The sequence below is a fragment of the Vibrio sp. Scap24 genome (assembly GCF_013394185.1).
Lineage (GTDB): Bacteria > Pseudomonadota > Gammaproteobacteria > Enterobacterales > Vibrionaceae > Vibrio > Vibrio pomeroyi.
The window spans coordinates 1,580,363-1,605,236 of sequence record NZ_CP041333.1 but is presented as its reverse complement, the minus strand read 5'-3'; the positions used below and the strand labels follow the sequence as shown (position 1 = coordinate 1,605,236).

General features: G+C 45.7%; 20 protein-coding genes. 14 read left to right on the top strand and 6 right to left on the bottom strand.

From position 1 onward, the window contains the following. Positions 1-105: 105 nt before the first annotated feature. Positions 106-480 carry a cystatin domain-containing protein gene (locus FLM53_RS22495; protein ID WP_176679331.1) on the top strand — a complete coding sequence of 125 codons (375 nt, stop codon included), beginning with the start codon at positions 106-108 and terminating at the stop codon, positions 478-480. Between the two features lie 129 nt (positions 481-609). On the opposite strand, the gene FLM53_RS22490 is transcribed toward FLM53_RS22495, so the two are convergent. Next, positions 610-1,218 (bottom strand): hypothetical protein, encoded by a 609-nt coding sequence (locus FLM53_RS22490; protein ID WP_256099314.1) that lies wholly within the window; start codon positions 1,216-1,218, stop codon positions 610-612. A 232-nt stretch (positions 1,219-1,450) separates the two neighbouring features. Then, the gene (locus FLM53_RS22485) at positions 1,451-3,049 is read right to left on the bottom strand and encodes an isocitrate lyase (protein ID WP_176679333.1); all 1,599 of its coding nucleotides are present in this window, start codon (positions 3,047-3,049) and stop codon (positions 1,451-1,453) included. Positions 3,050-3,179: 130 nt separating this feature from the next. On the opposite strand from FLM53_RS22485, the gene FLM53_RS22480 reads away from it, so the two are divergent. Continuing rightward, entirely contained in the window at positions 3,180-4,133 is a 954-nt protein-coding gene (locus FLM53_RS22480) for a LysR family transcriptional regulator (RefSeq protein ID WP_061038005.1), read from the top strand. Positions 4,134-4,250: 117 nt separating this feature from the next. Continuing rightward, entirely contained in the window at positions 4,251-6,437 is a 2,187-nt protein-coding gene (locus FLM53_RS22475; RefSeq protein WP_176679334.1) for a malate synthase G, read from the top strand. Positions 6,438-6,719: 282 nt separating this feature from the next. Here FLM53_RS22475 and FLM53_RS22470 read toward each other — a convergent pair whose 3' ends face one another. Both FLM53_RS22470 and FLM53_RS22465 read right to left on the bottom strand, forming a co-directional pair. Next, positions 6,720-8,147 carry an NAD-dependent succinate-semialdehyde dehydrogenase gene (locus FLM53_RS22470; protein WP_176679335.1) on the bottom strand — a complete coding sequence of 476 codons (1,428 nt, stop codon included), beginning with the start codon at positions 8,145-8,147 and terminating at the stop codon, positions 6,720-6,722. A 94-nt stretch (positions 8,148-8,241) separates the two neighbouring features. Then, positions 8,242-9,030: an IclR family transcriptional regulator gene (locus FLM53_RS22465; protein ID WP_061038008.1), complete on the bottom strand. Its 789-nt coding sequence runs from the start codon at positions 9,028-9,030 to the stop codon at positions 8,242-8,244. A gap of 179 nt (positions 9,031-9,209) precedes the next feature. Between FLM53_RS22465 and pta the strand changes: the two genes are divergently transcribed. Together pta and FLM53_RS22455 are read left to right on the top strand one after the other, a co-directional pair. Further along, positions 9,210-10,328: a phosphate acetyltransferase gene (pta, locus tag FLM53_RS22460; protein ID WP_176679336.1), complete on the top strand. Its 1,119-nt coding sequence runs from the start codon at positions 9,210-9,212 to the stop codon at positions 10,326-10,328. A 58-nt stretch (positions 10,329-10,386) separates the two neighbouring features. Beyond that, positions 10,387-11,154: a sulfite exporter TauE/SafE family protein gene (locus tag FLM53_RS22455; RefSeq protein ID WP_176679337.1), complete on the top strand. Its 768-nt coding sequence runs from the start codon at positions 10,387-10,389 to the stop codon at positions 11,152-11,154. Positions 11,155-11,205: 51 nt separating this feature from the next. Here the strand turns inward: FLM53_RS22455 and FLM53_RS22450 are convergent, their stop codons facing one another. Both FLM53_RS22450 and FLM53_RS22445 read right to left on the bottom strand, forming a co-directional pair. After that, a complete protein-coding gene (locus tag FLM53_RS22450) occupies positions 11,206-12,927 on the bottom strand; it encodes a cobalamin biosynthesis protein CobT (protein WP_176679338.1) in 1,722 nt (573 codons plus the stop codon). Between the two features lie 3 nt (positions 12,928-12,930). After that, positions 12,931-13,911 (bottom strand): AAA family ATPase, encoded by a 981-nt coding sequence (locus FLM53_RS22445; protein WP_176679339.1) that lies wholly within the window; start codon positions 13,909-13,911, stop codon positions 12,931-12,933. A 265-nt stretch (positions 13,912-14,176) separates the two neighbouring features. Here FLM53_RS22445 and xsc point away from each other — a divergent pair, with 265 nt between their 5' ends. The 9 genes from xsc to FLM53_RS22400 all read left to right on the top strand — a co-directional run bounded on the left by xsc (position 14,177) and on the right by FLM53_RS22400 (position 24,420). Beyond that, on the top strand, positions 14,177-15,988 hold the full coding sequence (gene xsc, locus FLM53_RS22440; protein WP_050643312.1) for a sulfoacetaldehyde acetyltransferase: 1,812 nt from the start codon (positions 14,177-14,179) through the stop codon (positions 15,986-15,988). Between the two features lie 454 nt (positions 15,989-16,442). After that, positions 16,443-17,249 (top strand): FRG domain-containing protein, encoded by an 807-nt coding sequence (locus tag FLM53_RS22435; RefSeq protein WP_176679340.1) that lies wholly within the window; start codon positions 16,443-16,445, stop codon positions 17,247-17,249. Positions 17,250-17,511: 262 nt separating this feature from the next. Then, positions 17,512-17,949, top strand: coding sequence for a nuclear transport factor 2 family protein (locus tag FLM53_RS22430; protein WP_017633372.1), 438 nt, complete (start codon positions 17,512-17,514; stop codon positions 17,947-17,949). Positions 17,950-17,997: 48 nt separating this feature from the next. After that, positions 17,998-19,464 carry an FAD-binding oxidoreductase gene (locus FLM53_RS22425; RefSeq protein WP_176679341.1) on the top strand — a complete coding sequence of 489 codons (1,467 nt, stop codon included), beginning with the start codon at positions 17,998-18,000 and terminating at the stop codon, positions 19,462-19,464. Between the two features lie 117 nt (positions 19,465-19,581). Then, complete coding sequence (locus FLM53_RS22420) at positions 19,582-20,583, top strand: TRAP transporter substrate-binding protein (protein WP_017059971.1); 1,002 nt, start codon at positions 19,582-19,584, stop codon at positions 20,581-20,583. 164 nt (positions 20,584-20,747) lie between these two features. Beyond that, complete coding sequence (locus tag FLM53_RS22415) at positions 20,748-21,290, top strand: TRAP transporter small permease (RefSeq protein ID WP_017064289.1); 543 nt, start codon at positions 20,748-20,750, stop codon at positions 21,288-21,290. Positions 21,291-21,327: 37 nt separating this feature from the next. After that, a complete protein-coding gene (locus FLM53_RS22410; protein ID WP_017057942.1) occupies positions 21,328-22,668 on the top strand; it encodes a TRAP transporter large permease in 1,341 nt (446 codons plus the stop codon). 11 nt (positions 22,669-22,679) lie between these two features. Then, positions 22,680-23,600, top strand: a complete 921-nt coding sequence (locus FLM53_RS22405) for a cache domain-containing protein (RefSeq protein ID WP_176679342.1) — start codon at positions 22,680-22,682, stop codon at positions 23,598-23,600. A 247-nt stretch (positions 23,601-23,847) separates the two neighbouring features. Next, the gene (locus FLM53_RS22400; protein WP_123284843.1) at positions 23,848-24,420 is read left to right on the top strand and encodes a hypothetical protein; all 573 of its coding nucleotides are present in this window, start codon (positions 23,848-23,850) and stop codon (positions 24,418-24,420) included. Positions 24,421-24,874: the final 454 nt, after the last annotated feature.

The following is a 24,874-nucleotide window of genomic DNA, read 5'->3' as shown; positions in this document are numbered from 1 at the left end:
CACCATAATCTCTGATGAAGTGATGACATTCGAGGTTTAAGCTTGTCTGCATATGAAACATCATTGCGAGTAACCTCTCGCGAGTGATAGAGGTAGAGATAAATTATGAAGAAAGTACTATTGGTAACCATATTTAGTGTCGCTGCGTTAGCAGGGTGCAGTCAGAAATCTGAGGTTCCAGAACAAGCACAAGAGACTGCAAATCCAATCTGTAGCACTAAGAACCTGACAGGTGGTTGGTCACAAAGTGATATTACCCCAGAAGCCAAGCAAGCTTTAGATGTGGTTCTTGGACAAATGAATACCTCAGCAAAGCTTGAAAGAATCTTGAGCGTTCGCACTCAGGTTGTCGCGGGTTTGAACTACGCGATCGAGTTTGAAATGGATAATGGTCAGGTGTGGAATACGGTTGTTTATCGTTCACTTCAAGGTGATATCGAAATGATGCAGGCTGCACAGCAAGGTCGTTTGTGCCAATAAGTAAGTTGATTGGAGAGTTGAGTCAGATTACTGAATAGGCTCGATTAACGAATAAGAAAAATGGCTCCCAATTGGGAGCCATTTTTGATTCTAATAAGGTTAGCTTATTACGTCCAACAGAAGACGTTCCTAATCCGTTAGCGCAGGTTCAGAAAGCTCTGGTTCAGAAATATTAGGCTCAGACAGTTCTTGTACACACGCTCGGCTGATGTCTTCATCAATGTAAGCCATTCCCAGCTTGTTCAAGTAATCCATACGATCAGCAGTGCGAAGTTCAATGTCTGGGCCTGCGATGTTGTTCTCTTGATAAACCTTAGCCATGTGAGCCATGAACTGCTCGCCCACACTCATCATTAACAGGCTCATCGCGCCCACGTCCGGTCTTACTTTGGCAAGTTGCTTTTCAGACAGGTTTACCGCTAACACGATAGGTTGTTCTTCTCCTTCGAAACGAACACTGCGCTCACGAACGGTTTGTTGCGCCCAGTAATACGCCAGCTCTTTACTCTGAGTCAGGAACACAGGTTCAACCGACTCGGTGTAGTTATTGCCAATCGTTGCCATGGTTTTTGAAGCGGCTTCGTTGAGTGCTTTGTCTCCAGAACGTTTCAGTCCTTGTCCTTTAATTGAAGCAAGCAAGGCTGAAGACGTGCCGTGATACCAAGTATCACCCGTTGCGAAACCATTTTCTGATAGCAGCGTTTTTGCATCTTGTAGGTGTTTAGGTATTGAAGTCATAGGCACTCTCAATCAAAAGAAATATCAACAAACAGGAATTTCAACAAACATGAATACAGTTAGCTTAAACAGATGTTGCTTAGCTGACCGTGGTGTAGAACACAATTCTTAGACTTTGAGATAAAGCCGGCAGTACAAGCTTTATCTCAAAGCCTTCCCCCGGATCTTACCGAAGTAAGAGAGAAGGGCGGGGGAGGCTTTAGTTTTAGCGACTAATCATAAGCGTTAGCGATTAATCAAATTGGTTAGACGTATTCGCTTCGCCCGCTGCTTTTAGTGCATTCTCACCAGCGAAGTACTCTTTGTGGTCATCACCGATGTCTGAGCCAGACATGTTTTGGTGTTTAACACATGCGATGCCTTGGCGGATCTCTTGACGTTGAACGTTAGCAACGTAGCCCAACATGCCTTGGTCGCCGAAGTACTCTTTCGCAAGGTTGTCGGTAGACAGCGCTGCAGTGTGGTAAGTCGGTAGCGTAATCAAGTGGTGGAAGATACCCGCTTCACGAGATGCGTCCGCTTGGAATGTACGAATCTTCTCGTCAGCACTTGCAGACAGTTCAGTTTCGTCGTATTCCGCGCTCATTAGGTTTGCACGGTCGTAAGCTGATACATCTTTACCTTCAGCAACCAATGCATCGTAAGCTTGCTGACGGAAGTTTAGTGTCCAGTTGAATGATGGAGAGTTGTTGTAAACCAGTTTCGCGTTAGGGTGAACTTCACGAACGCCGTCCATCATCTCTTTGATCTGACCGATGTGTGGCTTCTCAGTCTCAATCCAAAGTAGGTCAGCACCCGCGTTGATTGCTTCAATACAGTCGAATACGCAACGGTCTTCACCAGTACCTTGGCGGAATTGGTATAAGCCTGAAGGTAGACGCTTAGGTCGAACTAGCTTGCCGTCACGGTTAAAGCAAACGTCACCTTCTGCCATATCTGCAACATCGATCTCTTCAACATCTAGGTATGAGTTGTAGATATCACCCTGGTCGCCCGGCTCTTTCACTACTGCGATTTCTTTTGTTAGACCTGCACCTTGAGAATCGGTACGAGCAACAATAACGCCGTTGTCGATGCCCAGTTCAAGGAAAGCGTAACGAAGTGCGCGAAGTTTTGCGTGGAAGTCAGCGTGTGGAACCGTTACTTTGCCGTCTTGGTGACCACATTGCTTCTCATCGGCAACTTGGTTTTCAATTTGTAGACAACATGCGCCCGCTTCAATCATCTGCTTAGCCATTAGGTAAGTCGCTTCTGCGTTACCGAAACCTGCATCGATATCTGCAATGATTGGCACCACGTGTGTTACGTGATTGTCGATTTTGTCTTGGATAAGGTCTTGTTGGTTAACGTCGCCCGCTTCACGTGCAGCGTCTAGCTCACGGAATAAACCACCCAGTTCACGTGCATCAGCTTGGCGCAGGAATGTGTATAGTTCTTCTACTAGGCCTGCAACCGATGTTTTCTCATGCATTGATTGGTCTGGAAGTGGACCAAAGTCTGAGCGAAGTGCAGCAACCATCCAACCTGAAAGGTATAGGTAGCGGCGATCTGTCTTGCCATCAAAGTGCTTCTTAATAGAAATCAGCTTTTGTTGACCGATAAAACCATGCCAGCAACCTAAAGACTGAGTGTATTGAGAGCTGTCTTTATCGTAAGCCTCCATATCCGCACGCATGATATCTGCCGTGTATTGCGCGATATCTAGACCTGTTTTGAATTTGTTTTGAGCTCGCATACGAGCAGCAGATTCAGCATTGATTGCATCCCATGGAGCACCTGCAGCGCTTTTTGCAACTTCTATCATTTCGATATCTTGTGTAATTTGCGACATAACTATTCCTTAGTTTCACGTGGGGTATGGTTGCCAAATTGGCTTGGATTAAAACTTTGCTATGGACAAAGAATAACCACGCATGTGATAATTTTGTTAATTTATAGTTATTATATTCGGTATTTTTCTTATGAATATTGCTCGTATAGACCTTAATTTGCTTGTGTATTTAGACATGTTGCTACGTGAAAGAAACGTTACACGAGCGGCAAATCAATTAGGAATAACTCAACCAGCCATGAGTAATGGACTGCGCCGACTGCGTGATCTGTTTGAAGATCCACTATTGGTGAGAACCAGTGAAGGGATGGTGCCGACCGAGCGTGCGCAAAAGTTGCAACCACTGATTCGCAACATCTTGGCGAATGTAGAAAAGACACTACAACCGACCACAGAGTTTAATGCAGAAGACAGTGAACGCGTGTTTCGTATCATGGCGAGTGACTATGCAGAGTCGACTATTATTCAGCCGCTATTGAAAAAATTGAGCGAGATAGCGCCGAAAATACGACTGGATATAATGACGCCAAGTGATGTGAGCTATCAAGATGTAGAACAAGGCACCGTTGACATTATCATCAACCGTTTTGATGACATTCCACAGTCCTTTCACCAGATGAGCCTATGGCACGACGGGTTCTCTTGCCTATTTAGCTGTGATAACCCGATAGCCGATAACTTTGATATCTTGTCTTATTTAAAGGCGCAACATATTTGGGTAAGTAAGACGGGAATGGGAACCGGAGTGGGGATCAACCCAAGTGAAGCACAAAAGCTCGGTTGGATAGATGAAGCATTAATGCGCATTGGTAAAACCCGCAACATCACGGTATTTACCCGACATTACCTGTCTGCGATTCTCTTCGCTCAACAGAAAAACCTTATCCTTACTATTCCAACCAAAGCCGCGCAGTTGCAGCGCAACAATCCTAATTTGTTAATCAAACCAGCCCCATTTGCGATTGAACCTTTTGAGGTGAAGATGGCGTGGAGCCCATTGTTACAAACCAATCCAGACCACCAGTGGATGCGTCGCTTAATCAAAAGTGTCGCCAATGAAATCGAAAGTGGTGTGACGGGATAACACAGTTTTTGTGGTATTTCTTTTGTGAATATCCAATATAAACGGCATAAATTAGCTAAATTTTCGTCAGTTACGTAAATTTATTTAGTAGTCAGCGGTTAATTTGAGAGAGATTTTATGAGCAGTCGTATTCAACAGGGAAGCTTGAGCATTGATAGCACCCTCTACCAATTAATTAATGAGCAGGTCATTCCTGGAACAGGCATTGTCGCAGAGGACTTTTGGCAATCTTTCGCAGCCATCCTTAAAGATCTGGCACCAAAGAATCGTGCGTTGCTTATCAAGCGTGAAGATCTTCAACATCAAATCGATGTGTGGCACCAAGAGCGTGCTGGTCAAACATTGGATGCAGCAGAGTATAAGCAGTTCCTACAGCAGATTGGCTACCTTGTACCTGAAGGCGAGGACTTCCAAGTCACTACCGCAAGCGTAGAGCCTGAAATCGCAACACAAGCTGGGCCGCAGCTTGTGGTGCCTATCATGAACGCGCGATTTGCACTTAACGCAGCAAACGCGCGCTGGGGCAGTTTATACGATGCGCTCTACGGCACTGATGTGATTAGTGAAAGCGACGGTGCCGAGAAAGGTGGAAGCTTTAACCCTGTTCGTGGCGCTAAAGTAGTGAGCTATGCTCGCGGTTTCCTTGACGACGCCGCACCGCTGAATGGTGTTTCTCATAAAGACGTGACGAAATATAGCATCAGTAATGTGAGTATTGGCAACACGCTGACAGCAACGCTAGATAATGGCGAAGAAGTCACTCTCATTGATCGCAACCAGTTTATTGGTTACCAAGGAGACGCAAGCGCGCCTTCTTGTATCCTGCTTAAACACAACAATCTCCATATCGAAATTCAAATCGACCCGAGCGCGCCAATTGGTAGCGTCGATGTGGCGGGTATTAAAGATGTATTGGTGGAATCGGCACTGACCACGATTATGGATTGCGAAGATTCTGTAGCCGCCGTTGATGGTGAAGACAAAGCATTGGCTTACCGCAACTGGTTAGGCTTAATGAAGGGTGACCTGCAAGAGTCGCTAGAGAAAAACGGCAAGACCATTGTTCGTAACCTGAATCCAGACCGTCAATACACCAGTGTGACGGGTGGTGAAATTTCCCTTAAAGGTCGCAGCATGTTGTTCATACGCAACGTGGGCCACCTAATGACTAACCCTGCGATTATTGATGCCGAAGGTAATGAAGTGCCTGAAGGTATCATGGATGGCATGGTGACATCGCTGATCGCGATGCACGATTTAAAGGGGAATAGCCCTTACCAAAACTCGACCGCAAGTAGCATCAATATTGTAAAACCTAAGATGCATGGCCCTGAAGAAGTGGCTTTTACCAATGAGTTGTTTGGTCGCATTGAGGATGCACTAGGTTTAGACCGCTTCACAATCAAAGTCGGTATTATGGACGAAGAGCGTCGTACCTCTGTGAACTTGAAAGAGTGTATTCGCGCAGCCAAAGATCGTGTTGTGTTTATCAACACAGGTTTCCTAGACCGAACGGGAGATGAGATCCACACCAGTATGGAAGCGGGTCCTTTTGCTCCTAAAACACAGCTTAAAACCATGACATGGATTGGCGCATACGAAGATCAAAACGTTGATCTTGGCTTAGCTTGTGGCCTGCAAGGTAAAGCCCAGATTGGTAAAGGTATGTGGCCAGAGCCAGATAACATGGCCAAGATGATGGACGCGAAAATTGGACACCCACAAGCGGGTGCCAATACCGCTTGGGTTCCTTCTCCAACTGCGGCGACTCTGCATGCCTTGCACTATCACAAGGTGAGTGTTCCTAGCCGTCAGAAAGAGCTTCGTGAGCGTGTGAGAGCAAATGTTGACGATATTCTTACTATCCCACTGTTAGGCAATCAAAAGCTGACAGCTCAAGATATCCAAAATGAACTGGACAACAATACGCAAGGCATTCTTGGTTACGTAGTTCGTTGGATTGACCAAGGCGTAGGTTGTTCGAAAGTGCCTGATATTAACGATGTAGGACTAATGGAAGACCGTGCAACGCTGCGTATTTCAAGCCAACACATCGCTAACTGGTTACGTCACGGTATTTGCGAGGAAGCCCAGGTAATGAAAACCATGAAGCGCATGGCAGCTGTGGTTGATGAGCAAAATGCTGGGGATCCAAGCTACCAAAACATGGCGCCTGATTTCGAAAACAGCATTGCCTTTTCAGCAGCGTGTCAGTTGGTATTTGAAGGCTGCGCTCAGCCGAGTGGTTATACTGAGCCAGTGTTACACGCGATGCGTCTAAAGCTGAAAGCGCAGAGTGCTTGAGTCGGAAAGTGCTAAATCGCAGATAAGCGAAAGCACAAAAAGCCTAAATCACTGAAATAGCAAAGTGATCTAATAATAAAAACAGAGAAAGAAAAATACTAAAAAAAGAAACCCCCTTTAACCGAGCCCAAGGTGCCGCGCTTTATAGCGCGGCTTTTTTTTAGCTGTTAGTTAGTGCGAGGGTCTGAGATTAGATGCGGAATCAGAGGTTAGAAATGAAAAGCAGTTATCTTATCTATCATCAAACCTAATTTTCGCCAAAACCTTAGTTCCGACCGAAGCTTAGTTGCCACCGAAGCATAGATACTTAATATCCATGTACTCATCGATACCTTCTTTTGCCCCTTCACGACCAATGCCCGACTGTTTCACCCCACCAAACGGTGCTACTTCAGTAGAGATCATGCCGTCGTTAATACCAACCATACCGTACTCTAGTGCTTCTGCTACCTTCCACACACGGTGGATATTCTGGCTGTAGAAGTAAGACGCTAAACCATAAATGGTGTCGTTCGCCATTTCGATCAGCTCTTCATCGCTGTCGAACTTCATAACCGGAGCGACAGGGCCAAAGATCTCTTGTTGAACGATGTCCATATTGTGCTTCACGTCTTTAAGAATGACAGGCTGAATGAACAATCCCGCAAGCTCTTGAGTTGGGGTGACAGGCTGTGCACCTTGTTCAATGGCGCGGTCAATCAAACCTTGGATGTTCTGTTTCGCTCTTTCACTGATCACAGGGCCAATGTTGACGCCTGCGTCTAAGCCGTTGCCAATTTTTAGTTGTTGCACCGCTTGGTCGAATTTAGCCACAAACTCATCGTGCACCTTGCTGTGAATATAGAATCGGTTAGCACAAACACAGGTTTGGCCTGCATTACGGAATTTCGAAGCCATTGCGCCTTGAACCGCAGCATCGATATCGGCATCGTCAAATACGATAAACGGAGCATTACCGCCAAGCTCCATCGAGGTACGTTTGATGCCTTTTGCCGCTTGAGCCATCAAGATACTGCCGACGCGAGTAGAACCAGTAAAAGAGATCTTCTTGATTAATGGATGTGATGTGAATAGCTCACCAATCTGTTCTGGGCTGTCACCTAATACCACTTGAAGCAGATCTTTAGGGACACCCGCTTGGTAAGCCAGCTCAACAACAGCAAACGCAGAAAGTGGCGTTTCGTCAGAAGGCTTCACAATAAAACTACAGCCAGCCGCTAGAGCAGGCGCAGCCTTACGAGTGATCATCGCAATCGGGAAGTTCCACGGAGTGATGGCACATGCGACGCCAATGGGCTGCTTGATTGTCACTAAACGCTTATCCCCAGCGGCACTTGGAATCGAGTCGCCATAAGTGCGCTTGGCTTCTTCGGCGAACCATTCAATAAAACTTGCACCATAAACCACTTCGCCTGCAGCTTCTGCCAATGGCTTGCCTTGTTCTATCGTCATTAAGTGAGCAAGGTCATCCTTGTTTTCAAGGAGCAGTTGATGCCAAGCCTTCAGTATCGCAGCGCGAGATTTAGCAGGAATTTTCGCCCACTCTTTTTGCGCAATATGAGCTCGCTCGATAGCACTGTCCAATTCCGCCTCAGATGAGATAGGCGCATACCCAATAAGCTCACCTGTTGCTGGATTGGACACGGCAACCGCGTTATTCGCTTCTGTCACCATAAAAGAGAGTAAGCGCTGGTTATTAATTTCTAGCATGTGATTCCTTCTCGATGATTACTTAACACGTGTTGGTGCTGTTATTGAGTTGATGTCTATGGCAGTGCTGATGATTCGCTTTAGCCTACCAAGGTTATTCTTGCGCCCAGTTGTCTGCTTCTATCTTCGCCAGTGCTTTCGCGGCTTTTTGTAGAGCAGGTAGGAATTTGATCGCCTCGTCCGGCTTTACTCGAATCACAGGTGCTTGAATTGCTAAGCCAAGATTAGATTGGCCCGTTGGCGATGGAATGAGTACCGCAATACACACCAAACCCGGCAGAAACTCTTCGTCATCAATTGCAAAGCCTTGGATCTTCGCTTCTTCGATGTCTTGTTCTAACACTGAGTAGTCGGTGATGGTTTTGACTGTGTACTGAGTCAGTGGCACGTTTTCAATCAGTCTTCTACGTTGTGATTTCGACATGTGAGCCAAAAACAGTTTACCTGTCGCAGAGCAGTGAACAGGAACACGAGAGCCGGGTTGCAGGTGGAAGCGAAGGGGTGCTTCGGTTTCTGCACGGTCAAGGTAGATGATCTCACCGCTCGATAGTGCGGTTAGGTTACAGCTTTCGCCGACTTCCGCTCGAAGGTTTTCGAGAATCGTGCGTCTAGCACTGTGCATGGTGCTGTTGAACAAAAGGTTTTCAGCGAGCTTTCTGAGTCGAATGCCAGAGCTGTAATGCTTTTCGTCACCGTCTCTTTGAATGATGCCTGCGGATTCTAATTGTTGCAGCATACGGTGCAGAGTGGGTTTCGGTAGTCCTGTTTCTTCAACGAGCCCTTGAAGGGAAATAAACTCGTCTTTTTGCGCTATCACCTCTAATAGTGCAAAAAGTCGGAGAGTGGGCGTATCTCCTTGAACTTGTGGTGTTTCTGTTTGCATACAGTGATTCATCCTTGCGATATGTCTATGTGTAAGAGTGTACATACCAAATCAATATCTGTCTCTTATACACATCTGACGCTGCCGACGATCTTACGCGTGTATTTGACCTTTTTTATTATTCCAATAATATAAATATAAATTATGGAACAATTAATCTCAATAAATGGAAATTTAAGATGAAAGCAATTGAACGGATTATTGATAAGGCGCACTTAGATCGTAAGCGTGTGGTTTTGAGTGAAGCTGAAGATCCTCGTGTACTCAAGGCTGCACGATTAGCGATAGATAAACAGCTCGCTTATATCACGCTGGTGGGCGATGAAAAGGCGATTATCGAAGCCGCTCAGTTGCATCATATTAACCTCGCGGGCATTCATATTGTTTCACCACAAACATCAGCACTGAAAGCTGTGTTGGCTGAACGACTGTATGAGTTAAGAAAAGCCAAAGGCATGACTTATGAAGATGCATTGGGGAAGGTTAAAGACCCACTGATGTTTGCCAACTTGATGGTAAGGGAAGGGCTGGTTGACGGCACGGTCAATGGCGCCGTTTATACCACGTCTGATGTGGTGCGAGCTGCGTTGCAGATCATTGGGCCAGCACCAGACAGTGAATTGGTATCGAGCTTCTTTTTAATGATGTTGTGCGAGCCTTTCCATAACCTTAAAGGTGGCATGATTTTCAGTGATTGTGGCTTGGTGATTAACCCCAATGAAACTGAACTTGCATCAATTGCAGTGGCGGCATCAAACAGTGCACAAACGCTGTTGATGGAAGAGCCGAAAGTGGCAATGCTCTCGTTTTCTACCAATGGCAGTGCTAAGCATGAATCGGTCGATAAGGTGCGTAATGCCGCCCAGTTAGTGAAGCAGCGTTGCCCGGGGATTGCGGTTGATCAGGATGTTCAACTCGATGCGGCGATTGTGACTGAAATTGCGGCGAAAAAACTGCCCGATTCCGAGGTGAAGGGCGAATCTAACGTGTTGATATTTCCTAACTTAGAAGCTGGCAATATCGGTTACAAGCTTGCTGAAAGGCTAGGTGGTGCAGTCGCGATTGGTCCGTTGTTGCAAGGGCTGAATCAACCAGCCAATGACTTATCCAGAGGGTGCAGTGCCGAAGATATCTTTAACGTAATCGCGGTGACTGCCGTGCAAGCACAACAAAGTAAAACGGCAAACCCAACGACGGATGTTGACGCTGATGCTCAAGAAGCTCCAGAAGATCAAAAAGTTTCGGAGGATCAAGAAGCTAAAGAAAGAGCAGAATCGGAATTTGAGTTTAGGTACTAAGGCTCACACTTAAAGCTCGCACTCATACTAAGTAAAGAACAGCTAATTAGGATTGCCAATGGAGTTACCTGTTTTACTCGCCATTCTTGCCACTATTGCGGTAGGTACCTATTTCCAAACAGTCACGGGGTTTGGGCTTGGTATCATTGTGATTGGTCTTACGGTCAGCCTGAATCTGGTTTCGTTGCCCGTGATTGCCGCCGTGGTCAGTATCGTGACCTTGTTTAATTGTTTGGTCGCGTTGATGGGCAAGCCATTGCTTGGGGAACTCAAAATTCTGGTGGTGTTAGTGATCGGTATTATCCCCGGCGTGTCGTTGGGAGTGTTTTTACTGGACGAGTTGAGTGTGTCGGCGACGCATATTCTGCGAGGGCTATTGGGGGCAATGGTGTTATTCGCAGGTCTGAGCTTTATGTTCAAACCTAAAACCAGAAAAGACCGCTCGGCAACCGTATCTTTCTTGTTGTCTGGTTTTAGTTCTGGTCTAGCGGGCGGGTTGTTTGGGATGGCGGGTCCACCGATTGTGTATCACCTCTATCGACAGCCTTTTACGCTCGATCTGGTACGAAGTACATTGCTGATGGTGTTCGCTTGTACGTCGATGTCTCGTACCGTCAATGTCTACGCGGCAGGTGACATGGAAGCGAGCATACTGTGGTTGTCTGCGATTGCCGTTCCCTTGGTGGCGCTTGTCACTATGTTTGCTCGGCGCTTCCCGCCGCCATTGTCGAATGACCAACTCAGAAAGTTAGTATTTATGGTGTTGATGTTGATTGGTGGGTATTTGATGGCTGTTTCTGCGTGGGCGTTGTTTGGCTTTTCGTAAAACCACTTTCGGCAAAGGAGGCTAGTGATTCGCTAGCCTAAGCCTTTCTGTTTAAACACGCTTTAGCATCTCAAAGATACTCCTAGATAACCCAAATAAGCAGCTCTCTTGCACATCTAAAGTTATGTTACTGCGGTAGTACGGGCTTAAATCGACGCCCATCCCCACGCCATGAATTTCGATACCGTTTTTGGCCGACTCGCGTTCAATCACTTGTTTGAGATGGTTATCCAAATAGAACTGATCATTGGCTGTGCTGGTGGCGGTATCCATCGGGCAGCCGTCTGAGAATACAATCAACACCTTTCGCGGTGCGCTATGTTGCTGCAATCGCTGGCTAGCGAACTGAACAGCTTCGCCATCAATCCCTTCTTTAAAGATGTCTGCTTTGCGAAGGCTTGCAATGCCAAGGCGAGACCGTCTCCAATGGGTATCAAAATCCTTAAACACAATGTGTCGAACTTCGTTTAAACGACCTGGGTGTTTCGGTTGACCTTGCTTGAGCCACTGTCGATAGACCTTGCCACCATTCCAGTTGTTGGTGGTGAAGCCGATAATCTCGAAAGGGACGTTGGCTAGCCCGACGGATTTGAGAATAGTATCCATCAGTAGGCTGAGCTTATGACTGTGTTTTTGCATTGACCCTGAGCAGTCCATCAAAAACGTGATGGCACATTGATGGGATGCGCCAATCTCTGGCTGATAAAAGACAGCACGATCCAACGGCGAAGTGACGAGCTTAGTGATGGCGGTGGCGTTAACAATGCCTTCTTCCAAATGATCCTGACGTCGATTCCTTTGTGGCGTCGCAACAAAGCGGGTGAGCATAGCGGCCAAGCGGCGAGTGTTTACTTGTCTCGCCATGATGTCATCGGTGAGTTTTTGCCTAAGTTCGAGTAATAAGGCGCGCCTGACGAGTTTATCTGCGGAGACCACTTGGTCAAATTCGGAATTAAAGACCTGATAATTGGCGCCCGAAAGTTCAAACACCTTGCTGCTGCCTGTTATGTCGGTATCGACGTCTTCATCTTGAATGTCGCCATCAACGATAAGAGCCAGCTGAGCAAGGATCTTGATGTCTTCTTCAACCGTAGGTGTCGGCGAGTTATTACTCTCTTGTTCTTGGTTGATGAGCTCTTGCGCTACAGAGGCGAGTTCATTGGCGCAGTGAGCAAAATGTAGTTGGTCGGCTCGATGCTCCTTCAAGCGCTTCAAGCTGCTTCCGAAAATAGGCACGATGCCTGCACGAGTTGATTCAATGGTTTCAGCAATCGGCTCTGAAACTGGAACACCGGTTAAGCGGGTATGGATGACCTGCATCAGTGTGAAGAGCAACATGCCTATTCGTGATTCGGTGAAGCCATTCTGATGATATTGCTCGCTCCAATACGCAAAGTTGAACTGAATGCTCTTAGTCACGCCTTTTAGATAAGACGGGACTTGTGATTCGATTCGTACTTGTTCGCAGAAATCATATAACAGACGTTCGACTTCGTTTTTCGGTCGCAATGAACAGTGAAGAGCAGAGTCAGACAGCAAGAGTCGCAGCGCCGATGAATCGATCTTGCCTTGCATTGAGAGCTTGCTGTTTGTCAGCTCGTGGCGAGACACAAAGGTGAGATCGTTGGTGTGTGCAGACTGATAATAGCAGGGGCTATTGCCGTTATAGAGACGCTCTCCCCGATAATTTAGGTTCAATTCACCACTGATCGCTCTAGCGACAGACACACCAAGGTCGAGGATCTTTTTCTGCTGAGAAGAAACATTGGCCATGGTTTACGACTCCGACTGCGCATAACTCTGAGTAGGCGTTTCTAGGGCCTCACCAAAGCAGCGGAAGTAATATTCGCTCACCAACTCTTTCTCTTCATCTTCACAACGGTTAAGGAATGAAAGCCTAAATGCTGTGGCTACGTTATCGAATATTCGGATATTTTCAGCCCATGTGATCACGGTTCTCGGAGACATTACCGTCGACAGATCGCCTGCTCTAAAACCATTTCGCGTTAAACCAGCAGTAGCGATCATTTTCTCAACTAACTGCTGACCACTTTCATTGTTCAGCTCTGGGCGCTTGGATAACACGATCTTGGTTTCATGTTGCGGATCTAAATAGTTAAGCGTAGCGATGATGTTCCATCGGTCAAGCTGGCTATGGTTAAGCACTTGAGTACCGGAATACAAACCCGAGAAATTACCTAACCCCAACGTGTTACAGGTGGCAAATAGGCGAAAAGAAGGGTGAGGCGTAATCACTCGGTTTTGCTCTAAAGAGGTGTATTTGCCGTCTTGCTCTAAGAGTTGTTGGATCACAAACATCACATCTGGTCGTCCTGCATCGTATTCGTCTAATACCAGAGCGATGGGTTGCTGGATACTTTGCGGAAGAATGCCTTCTTTAAACTCTGTCACCTGCATTCCATCTTTAATGACGATGCTGTCCTTTCCTATGAAATCCAATCTGCTTAAGTGTCCGTCTAGGTTGATCCTCAAACACGGCCAGTTCAATCTCGCAGCAATCTGTTCAATGTGGGAAGACTTACCTGTTCCGTGTGTACCTTGTATCAACGTGCGGCGATTAGAGGTGAAACCCGCCAATATCGCTAGTGTTACTTCAGGATCAAAACAGTAGTTAGGATCGACCTTGGGTACATACTCTCCCGCATGTTGAAACGCCAATACCGTTAGGTTGCTGTCGATGCCAAAACACTCTCTCACACTTACTGGTTGCGTTGGTATCAATTCCGCATCATTCATTTTTCATCCCTCTTAATAGCTTCCATTGACTGCCGCGATGGGCGGTATGTCATCGATTATTAACAGCTCACTCTAAGTTAACGGCACTTTTTGTACGAAAAACTATCAATAATGTGATCTGGTTTTATTAATTAGAATGAATTGTTCCAATTTAATATAAAAAGTTGACGCGCAAAAAATCTACTACTAAGGTGAAAATGAATTCGAAAAAGAGACAATTCATTCCGAAAAATGAAATTTTGGTTAACTCAAGGAGAATGGAAGAATGAGTGAGCAAGAAAAACGTACGGTTGTTTCCGGCACAGTAACAATGACACCATCAGAAGCGTTCGTTGAAACTATGGTTGCTAATGATGTTACCGACATGTTCGGCATCATGGGGTCAGCATTTATGGACGCAATGGATATCTTTGCTCCTGCTGGCATTCGATTGGTCCCAGTGGTACACGAGCAAGGTGCTGCTCACATGGCAGATGGCTACTCTCGTGTATCTGGTCGCCATGGTGTGGTTATCGGGCAGAATGGCCCAGGTATTAGTAACTGTGTAACTGCGATTGCAGCGGCATTCTGGGCACACAGCCCGGTCGTGATTGTGACGCCAGAGACTGGCACTAAAACAATGGGCTTAGGTGGTTTCCAAGAGTGTAACCAACTTCCAATGTTCCAAGAGTTTACTAAGTATCAAGGACACGTAACGCACCCAGACCGTATGGCAGAATACACGGGCCGATGCTTTGACCGAGCAATGAGCGAAATGGGTCCGACTCAACTGAATATCCCACGTGATTATTTCTACGGTGAAACTCAAACCGAGATCCCTAAACCAGCGCGTTTAGACCGTGGTCCGGGTGGTGAGAAGTCTCTGAATGAAGCGGCAGACCTGATTGCTGAAGCGAAATTCCCAGTCATCATTTCTGGTGGTGGCGTAGTAATGGCTGATGCAGTCCAAGAGTGTGCGGCATTGGCAGAACGACTAGGCGCACCGGTAGTAAACAGCTACCTACACAATGACTCTTTCCCTGCTAGTCACCCATTATGGTGTGGTCCTTTAGGCTACCAAGGTTCGAAAGCAGCAATGAAGTTGATGGCTCAAGCGGATGTGGTTATCGCTTTGGGTACACGTCTTGGTCCATTCGGTACCTTGCCTCAACATGGCATGGATTACTGGCCGAAAGACGCGAAAATCATCCAGATCGATGCAGACAACAAGATGCTTGGCCTCGTTAAGAAGATCTCTGTTGGTATCTGTGGCGACGCAAAAGCAGCGGCTGTGGCATTAGCTGAAAGACTAGAAGGTCGTGCACTGTTGTGTGATGACAACAAAGGCGCTCGTCAAGACACAGTAGCAACAGAAAAAGCGTTGTGGGAAAAAGAGCTTGATGAGTGGACGCACGAACGTGACTCGTTCAGCTTGGATATGATTGAAGAAAACTCCCATGAGACTCCGTTCTCTGGTGGTGAATATTTACACCCTCGCCAAGTATTGCGTGAACTAGAAAAAGCGATGCCAGAAGACGTAATGGTCTCAACGGATATCGGTAACATCAACTCAGTGGCAAACAGCTACTTACGCTTTGAAAAACCACGCAGCTTCTTCGCGGCAATGAGTTTCGGTAACTGTGGTTACGCGTTCCCTACCATCATTGGTGCTAAAGCGGCAGCACCTCATCGTCCTGCTATCTCTTATGCAGGTGACGGTGCGTGGGGCATGAGCTTGATGGAGACCATGACATGTGTTCGTCATAACATTCCAGTGACTGCGGTGGTATTCCACAACCGTCAATGGGGTGCAGAGAAGAAGAACCAAGTCGACTTCTACAACCGACGTTTTGTTGCTGGTGAACTGGACAACCAAAGCTTTGCGGAAATCGCACGAGCAATGGGCGCTGAAGGTATCACGGTTGATAAGCTAGAAGATGTAGGCCCAACTCTGCAAAAAGCCATCGACATGCAAATGAACGAAGGCAAAACAACCATCATTGAAATCATGTGTACTCAGGAGCTGGGCGACCCGTTCCGCCGAGATGCACTATCAACGCCGGTTCGTTTCCTAGATAAGTACAAAGACTACGTATAAGTCATAGGAAGTTTGCCTGGCCAAAACAGTCTCATGAGCGCTAGATAAAGAGTTATTGAGAATGTGGTCGGGCAAACAAATTAGGATCCAAAACTAGCTATTAGTGGCAAATTGGATGATGAAACAGAATGGCTCAACGAGCGAGTTGTTTTTAAAGATTCTTAATAGTGTTTTTTTCAAAGACTCTTAATAGTACTGATATCTAAGTATTGGGTCATATATTTCTATTATTTAGCTCTAAATATTAGAGCCCTAATGAAATGACTAAGGTGAATAGGTGCTCGGTTTCATTAATAGAGACTTATCAATAATTATTATGAGTTGCTTTTAAATAGTAATTACCGATAAGTCGATGGAGTTATTAGACTTTAGTCTGTGTATTTTATTACATGTCAGTTTTTAACGAATAAATTTTAATTTAGTTATTTATATTGTCGAGTGGTTGGAACCAAATATGAACAATAAACGTTATATCAGCACACTCGAAGAACTGTATAAAATAATTGATTCATTAATGGCTGAATGCAGTGACCAACGTGGTTTGATGTATAACGTGTGTGATTATGAAAATAATAATCTAATGCCAAGTTTAGGCCTTTCTAATCGTAAGAACATACGCCGTGTCGAACAAGAGCTGCTTTCAACTGTGAGAGTTTACGGTGGTCACTCGCTGAGCTCACACGACATAAACGACTGGTTATTGATGTGTTTAGCCAAGAAGAAGGGCTTTCCCACCCGTTTACTGGAATGGACTGATAACCTGTTAAATGCGCTTTGGTCGGTGTGTCACAGCCAAAGTAAAGACTGCATAAACATAATTAAAGCTATTGATTATCAGCGGGTTAGTGTTTTTCGCTCGCCGTGTGATCTCAACAAAACTCAGATATTTAATGTGGCGGATTGCGATAAGCAAGAGCCACGTAAGGACAAGTGGTATTCCATTCACCCATTTAAGGAAGGTGGCAATGATGCCATTCAGCCTTTGTACGATGAGAAAGAATATTCAAACGGTCTAGTGTCCGTTCATATTCTTCCATCAGTGAAAGTAAACCTGATAAAGGAGTTAATATCCATGAACGTTTTAAATGAACCGACAGAGTATGTCGAAGAGAAACTAACGGATTTAAAAAACGAAGCACATGCAGATAATAACCAAGTCATAAATAAAGGTGACGGCAATATCGAATTGCAAGTTAATATTCATGATCGTCAACTTGAACAGTATGGTCGAAAGTATCATCAAGACTTTGATTTCGACTAAAGGCTAACACGTTCTAATTTAATTATACCTCTTATATCGTGAGTGAAAAATCGGGTAAATAAAATTAGAACACTAATTAATTTATAAAAAGATGAAATCTGTGAGCTTAGAGATTGTTTATAACCTAACTCGAAGTTAGAGTGATGAACCTTGTTATCAAGTTGTTAAATTTTCACAGATCTAGTTTAAACACTCTAATAAAAAAGTGGCGCAAAGCTACTGAAATTTAAACCAATAACGAAAACATAAAGGATTCTGGAATATGAATATGCAAACCAATGCAGCGACATTCGTGCTGGAAAACCAAGTCGACACCGCCTTTTTACAGTCTTTTAGTGATGCGTGGAATAACCATGATATTGAAGCGCTGATGTCTTTCATGACTGAAGACTGTGTATTCCACACGGTGGCAGGAGAAGGCTTGCTTGGAAACACTATCGAAGGGTACGAAGCGGTTCGAAATAGCTTTGAATTGGTTTGGCAGAACTTTCCAGATGCGGCTTGGAGCGATCCTGTCCACTTTGTGTGCGGTGACCGCGCTGTGAGTGAATCAACGTTTTCTGCGACGAACCCAGATGGCAGTGTCATCGAAGCTCGCATGGTCGACGTGTTTACCCTGAAAGATGGAAAAATCAGCGTAAAAAATGCCTTCCGCAAAACACGACCTCTTTTGACTCCTAACAACACTCCCAAGAGCTAGACACGAAACCACAATCCGTTCACGTGTTATGACTAGGAGAGTCGAATTATGAGTTTAGTAATGGAACAACCGGCAGCCGATGTGTCGCCAAAGGTGAAAAGCACCCAAGTAAAAGAAAGTACCCAAGCAAAAGATAAATACGATCCAAAATACGATCCACTTAAAGACAAGAGCCCTGGTCACGGCAAGGAATACGCCCCGACTTATTGGGTAGATACCGCAGGCGCACCACCTGAAGATGATGGCCCAATCACGTCAGACATGGATGTCGATGTGGCGATTATCGGTTCGGGCTACACAGGTCTGAGTACCGCGATTCACCTTGCTGAAATGTACGGCATTAAAGCGACTGTGATTGAAGCTAACCGTATGAGTTGGGGCTGCAGTACCCGAAATGGTGGCCAAGCACAGTGTGCTTCTGGGCGTTTGAAGCGTTCTCAGTGGATTGAACGCTGGGGCCTAGAAACGGCGCTAAAAATGCACCGCGAGTGTGTGGATGGTATGGAAACGTTCAAGTCACTGATCAAAGACATCGATTGTGACCCACAGCCGGGTGGTCACCTATATGTGGCTCACCGTCCAAAAGTGATGGCAACACTAGAAAAAGAAGCCAAGTTGCTGCGTGACACGTTCGATTACGATGCGCAGATCTTAGATGCGGAAACCGTAAAGCGTGATTATGTTGGCGACCAAGAAGCGGCAGGCGCGATGCATGAACCCGAAGGGATTGGCATCCATGCAGGGAAGTTGGCGTTTGGTTACCTAAGAAAGGCGCGAGCACTCGGCGTTAAAGTTCACCCATCTAGCCCGGTTATGGGTTGGGAAACTCGTGGCGGTGTGCATTACCTGAAAACGCCAGGTGGTGTTGTGAAGGCGCGTTCTGTTGGTGTTTGTACGGGTGGGTATACCAGCCAAGGTTTGCATTCCGAGCTAAAGAATCGCCTGTTACCAGTACTTTCTAACTCGATGGTGACACGTCCCTTAACTCAAGACGAAATCGCCGCGTGTAATTTCAAAACCAATCAAGTGATTACTGATACTCGAATTTTGCGCCACTACTACCGTTTGTTACCGGACAACCGAGTGCAGATTGGTACACGCAGTGCCATCAGTGGCAAGAACGCACCTGAAAAGAAATATGAAGACATGTTGAGAGCGGATTTAACCCGAAAATTCCCGTCTCTCGATCAGATCCAAATCGATTATTCATGGTGGGGCTGGGTGGATGTTAGCCACGACATGATGCCGAGAATTTATCAGCCGAATCCAAAACAATCCATCTTCTACGCACTGGGTTATGGCGGCAATGGTGTGATGTATTCCGCTCAAGCAGGTAAACGCCTTGCTCAGTGGATCGCAGGTGAAGGTCACAAGCTCGACCTACCAATATTTGAATCAAAACTTCCGTTCCCCAACGTGAGGGAAGTGGTGGAATCAGAGATGTTTGCACCGTTTCGAAGAATGGGGCAGCGGTTCCTTTATCAGTGGTATTCGTTAAAGGATGAAAGGCTGTAACTACCCGAACATTGTTTCCAAAATAGGGAAATAGAACTACGACCAGGAAAGTTGTACCAGGTCACCTTGTGAGCAAAGTACAGGCAGGAAGTCTGTATGATAGGAAAGGTTAAGACTATGAAATTGATTAAAAATAAAATTATTGCTGGTGTCACTATTGTAGCAACAGCGGTGTTATCTCACACCGCGGCAGCAGCGAATTTTAAAATGGCTATCGGCGATGCTGCTGGTGGTACGCAATGGGAATTAGCGACCTCATTCTCTGAGCTGATGGAGCAAAAAACAGACGGTAAAGTGAAAATCGATCTGTTCCCGAACGGCCAATTAGGCAATGAACAAGACACCGTAAACGATGCGGCAATCGGTCTTCTCGACTTCTCTGTACTGGCGATCAACAACGTGACGCCTTTCTCTCCAACTGTTGGTCTATTGACCATGCCTTATGTGATTCAAAGCGCAGAAGAAGCAGTGCTACTGACTCAAGGTCAAGTAGGCCAAGACTTAGTCGATAACACGATTCGTGATGCTGGTGTTCGTATTGTCGGTTGGGCTTATTCTGGCTTTAGGGTTTTGACTAACTCGAAAAAGCCTGTTGCTTCACCAGAAGATTTGAAAGGGCTAGTGATTCGTGTTCCTCGTAACGAAATCATGATCGCGTCTTATCAAGCATGGGGTGTAAACCCAACGCCAATGGCGTGGTCTGAGACTTTCACTGGCCTGCAACAAGGCGTGGTAGATGGACAAGATAACCCTTACATCACAGTCCACGCGATGAAGTTCAACGAAGTACAAAAGTACGTGACCAACATTCGCTACATTTTCTCTTTAGAACCTCTAATCGTGAGTGAAACGGTCTTCCAACAACAGACACCTGAAATGCAAAAGATCATTCTTGAAGCGGGTCAGGAAGCGACAGAGCACAGCTTTGCTTATCTAGAAAATACGGAAAACAAGATCCGCGAAGAACTACAAGCGAAAGGCATGGTATTCACAGACCCAGCAGATAACGAGCAAGAGTGGATCAGCAAGGTGACTAAGTCAGTTTGGCCTAAGTTCTACTCAAGCATTGGAGGCAAAGACAAGCTAGACGACGTTCTTGAGTTACTAGGTAGAAAGTAACGATTAGATTCGCCCTATCTGCTGTTCTCCGCTACTTAATCACCTAGCGATAGAACAGTGAGATAGGGCATTTACATGGCTGTACTCGTTGATCTGTTCTGTACCTGATCTTTTTAGGACCGTGAGCGACTGGTTGTCATGTGGAAATCAACATTGGAGGTTATATGTCAGTCGCTAAAACAATAAAAAAGCACTTAAACAACATTGAGGAATATACATGTTGTCTGCTGCTCGCAAGCTTTGTCCTATTGCTGTTCACACAAATCCTTACTCGTCAGTTCTTTGATTACTCTATCCCTTGGGGGGATGAGGTCGCTACTTACATGTTCGTTTGGTTTGCCTATCTAGGGGCTGTTGTTGCGGCCAAGATGTCGGCGCACAACCGAGTGAGCTTTCACTTTAAATTCTTTCCGCCAATCGTGCAGACCGTGAGTGAAACCATCGCTGACTTCTTATGGCTCTGTTTCAACGGCTACTTCGTTTACCTCAGCTACGACTTCGTATTCAACAAAATGAATCTATTTTGGAAGTCTCAAACCACAGGTATACCGATGAAGTACTTCTACATGATTTTACCTATCGCGTTTTCACTGATGATGATTCGAATTATCTGGAACAACTATGAGCGTTTATTCAAAGGCGCAACCAACGAAGATCCAGAAGTCAAAGAGCTGCGCAAAATGACGGCACAAAAGTCCGCGCAATAGTTATCACAGAGAATAGTCGTAATAGAGAGATGTAATAATGGAATCCTATTTAACTCTAATTTTATTTGGTGGCTTTTTAACCCTGTTAATCCTAGGCGCACCAATCACAGTATCACTGGCCGGCGCTTCGATGGCGGCCTATATGTTGCTCGACAAAAATCCCATCGCTTTAGTACAAATCGCGTTTACCTCGGTGGGTAACTTCCCGTTAATGGCGCTGCCAGCCTTTGTTCTTGCGGGCGCATTAATGGAGGCGGCGGGTATCTCCAAACGTCTGGTGGATATCGCCGAAAGCTTAGCTGGGCCGGTAACAGGCGGCCTTGGCGCGGCAACGGTAATGGCGTGTCTTTTCTTTGGTGCTATCTCGGGTTCAGGCCCTGCAACCACCGCCGCGGTAGGCATGCTAATGGTGCCTGCGATGGTCAAGCGTGACTACGATAAGAGCTACGCATCGGCCGTTACGGCAGCATCCGGAGGGCTAGGGATTATCATTCCGCCGTCCATTCCTTTGGTTATCTTTGGTATCTCAGCAATGGGCTTAATGGCACCACCAGAAGCCATTGCTCAACACGGCCAGTTTGCATCTTTGTCGATTCCAAAACTGTTTGTCGCTGGGGTTGTACCTGGCTTCATCATGGCGTCGACGCTGGTAGTGACCAACTACTTCATTGCTAAGCGAGAAGGCTATAAAGGGCTGACTGAAACGTGGTCGTTTGGCGATGTAAGGCATTATCTACGCCGCGGACTATGGTCGATATTAGCGCCGTTCTTAATTCTTGGCGGTATCTACAGCGGCATGTTCACACCAACAGAATCCGCGGTTGTAGCGATATTCTATTCATTGTTTGTGGGGCTTTTCATTCACCGAGAACTGTCGTTCAAAAGCGTGATGAAATCTCTGTCGACTACGACATGGATCACCGGACGTGTGTTGTTGATCCTCTTTGCCGCTACCGTATTTGGTCGTCTATTGATTGAACAAAAAATTCCAGTAGTCGTGGCTGAGTCGCTGCTTAGTTTTACCGACAACATGTACATGGTGTGGGCGCTAACCATTACCTTGTTGTTGTTCATCGGCATGTTCATGGAAACCTTGGCGGCGATCATGATCATCGTGCCAGTGTTACTACCAATCATGTACATGCTAGGTGCTGATCCTACTCACGTGGGCATCGTGGTGGTGTGTACCTTATCGATAGGTTTTGCAACGCCGCCACTTGGCGAGAATATCTTTGTCGCATCGGGAATAGGGGGCTCCACGGTTGAGCAAATCACCGCGAAGATCCATCCCTTTGTTCTTGCTTCTGTTGTGGGCGTTTTCGTTATCGCTTTCTTCCCACAAATTACACTTTGGCTACCGTCCTTAGTCGGCTATTAGGAGAGATAACCATGAATTTAGCCAGAATCATCCTCATTGGTTGTGCCGTGTTTGCTGTAGTGAATGGCATAGGTTTACGTGCCGAACATTCTGAAACAGAGAAAGAAGCTAAGCCTGTTAATGTGCTCGATATTTCTGAACCACATGTTGTCAGCAAGGCTGAAAGAAGAGCTAAAACCTTGCTTGCCAAGGCAGTGGTCCACGTTCAAAAAGAGGGTGACGATAGCGTCAAAGACTTCATGAGTGACCCTGAATATATCGATGGTGAGCTTTATGTGTTTGCGTTGGGCATTGATGGCCAATTCCTCGCTAGCGGCGGTTCGTCAATGGTGCTGGTGGGTGACAGTGTTTTAGATACGCAAGACGTCTATGGTAATCCTTTTTTCCGTGAAATGATCACCAAAGCAGTACATAACGGTTTTGGTGAAGTGAAGTATCACTGGACCAACCCGACCGACCGCATGGGTGAGCCGAAAACCACGTTCTTTGAGCGAGTAGGCGATGTGATTGTCGCTGTCGGTTATTACCCAGAACGTTCGAGTGCGGCTGAGGCTAAGAATTTACTGGCGAGAGCGATGACCGCGATAGTGGAGTCAGAACAAGAGAGCCTAAATGAGTTCAATGATGCCGATGGCAGCTTTGTAGAAGGGGATTTATATGTGTTTGTGATGGATATGAGCTCTGGAAAACTGCTGGCGCATGGAGTCTCTCCTGAGCTTGTTGGGCGTTCACACAATGAGATTTTAAGCCCTGACGACAAACCAATTCTTACTGAGATGTTGAACCTTGCCAAAGAAAACGGCCGAGGTGTTTACACTTATCGTTGGTTGAATCCGCTGTCGAGTAAAGTCGAAACCAAGCACACTTATTACCGTGTTATCGACAATAAGTTAGTTGGGGTCGGTTATTACACAAATTCAAACAAGACGTAAATACGAGTATTTGATATTCGTAAGTCTATTTAAATTAATAACTTACGACTCATTTAACCCCTGAAAATAGGAGTGTGTAAAAAAGCAATTTAGTAAAATTCACACTGTGAAATTTTTGTTGTGAAATTGTGACAAAAATACAAGTAGTATGAAAAACATGGAAACCACACAGTAAAGAACAATTTTGAAAAGGGTCAATTGGGATGTTTGACCTTAATGAAATTTAAAGCCGTACGAGGGATAGACTATGAATATGCTGACACTAGACAAAACAGAACTTCACAGAAACCATTCAACTTTTATTGCTGAAGCTGTCTTTGCCGTCGAAATGGTGAAAGCAGACAAGCAACTCGAAAAGCAGAAAATGGCGAAACAGTTGCTTGATACTCTATTCCCTCTTGAGTCGGGCTCTCACGAAGATGTTGTGAGCTACGAGATTGATTACCGACACGTTCAGGTTTACTTCAAAAACGGTGAACACACAGGTCTGAAACGCGCTAAACACTTTGTGGCTTACACGGGTGATAAGTCTAAACCTGCTTCAATTCTGTTCCGTGATGAGAGCGGCACACACGTTGAAGTGACAATCGGCGCTCGTAAAGGCACGGGTCACTTGGAATTGGTTGATATTGAAGATATTCAGCTAGAGACGTGTACTACATTTGGCCAAACTGAGGCTAGCCGTTCTTCAGGAATCCGTCACTGGGTGAGCTTAGTAAAAGGCGATGAAAGTGGCCGCCCGAATGCATCGAGTGAAGACAAAGAGTTCACAGCGAAAAATGGCGAAGACTACAACCTAGGTTTTTGCTTCGCAATCTAACGCTCTCTATAGCGATTTAATATCTTAGCGCTGCGATACGTGGCGCTAAAATCGCACTATCGATTTCTCTTTTACCTTTGGTAATTTCCCCGCCCTATAGCGGGGCTTTTTTGTTAGAGCTATAAGTAAATTAAGCGGTTCTTAAAATTATCTCACAAAAGTTTTCAAAAACTCACGCTGACAGGTTTGTGTGTTTAAGTATTTGTAATTTAATGGTTTTTATGTTGTCTTGAGTTGGTTTTTTATAGGCTTAATGACCATAAATGACAGGGCGTTGAGTGACTATTGAGCAAAAACTCAGTCAAAATGCTTCGTGCTGTGCTATAATGCGCGTCCTGGGATTGAGCCAGTAAGTCCATTTATCACCTTGCTCGGTGGTTTTTATCACGTTTTATTTTAGTGAAATGGCGAGCCAATCAAGTAGTAGTTGGATATGGAGAGCGTCCTTATATTC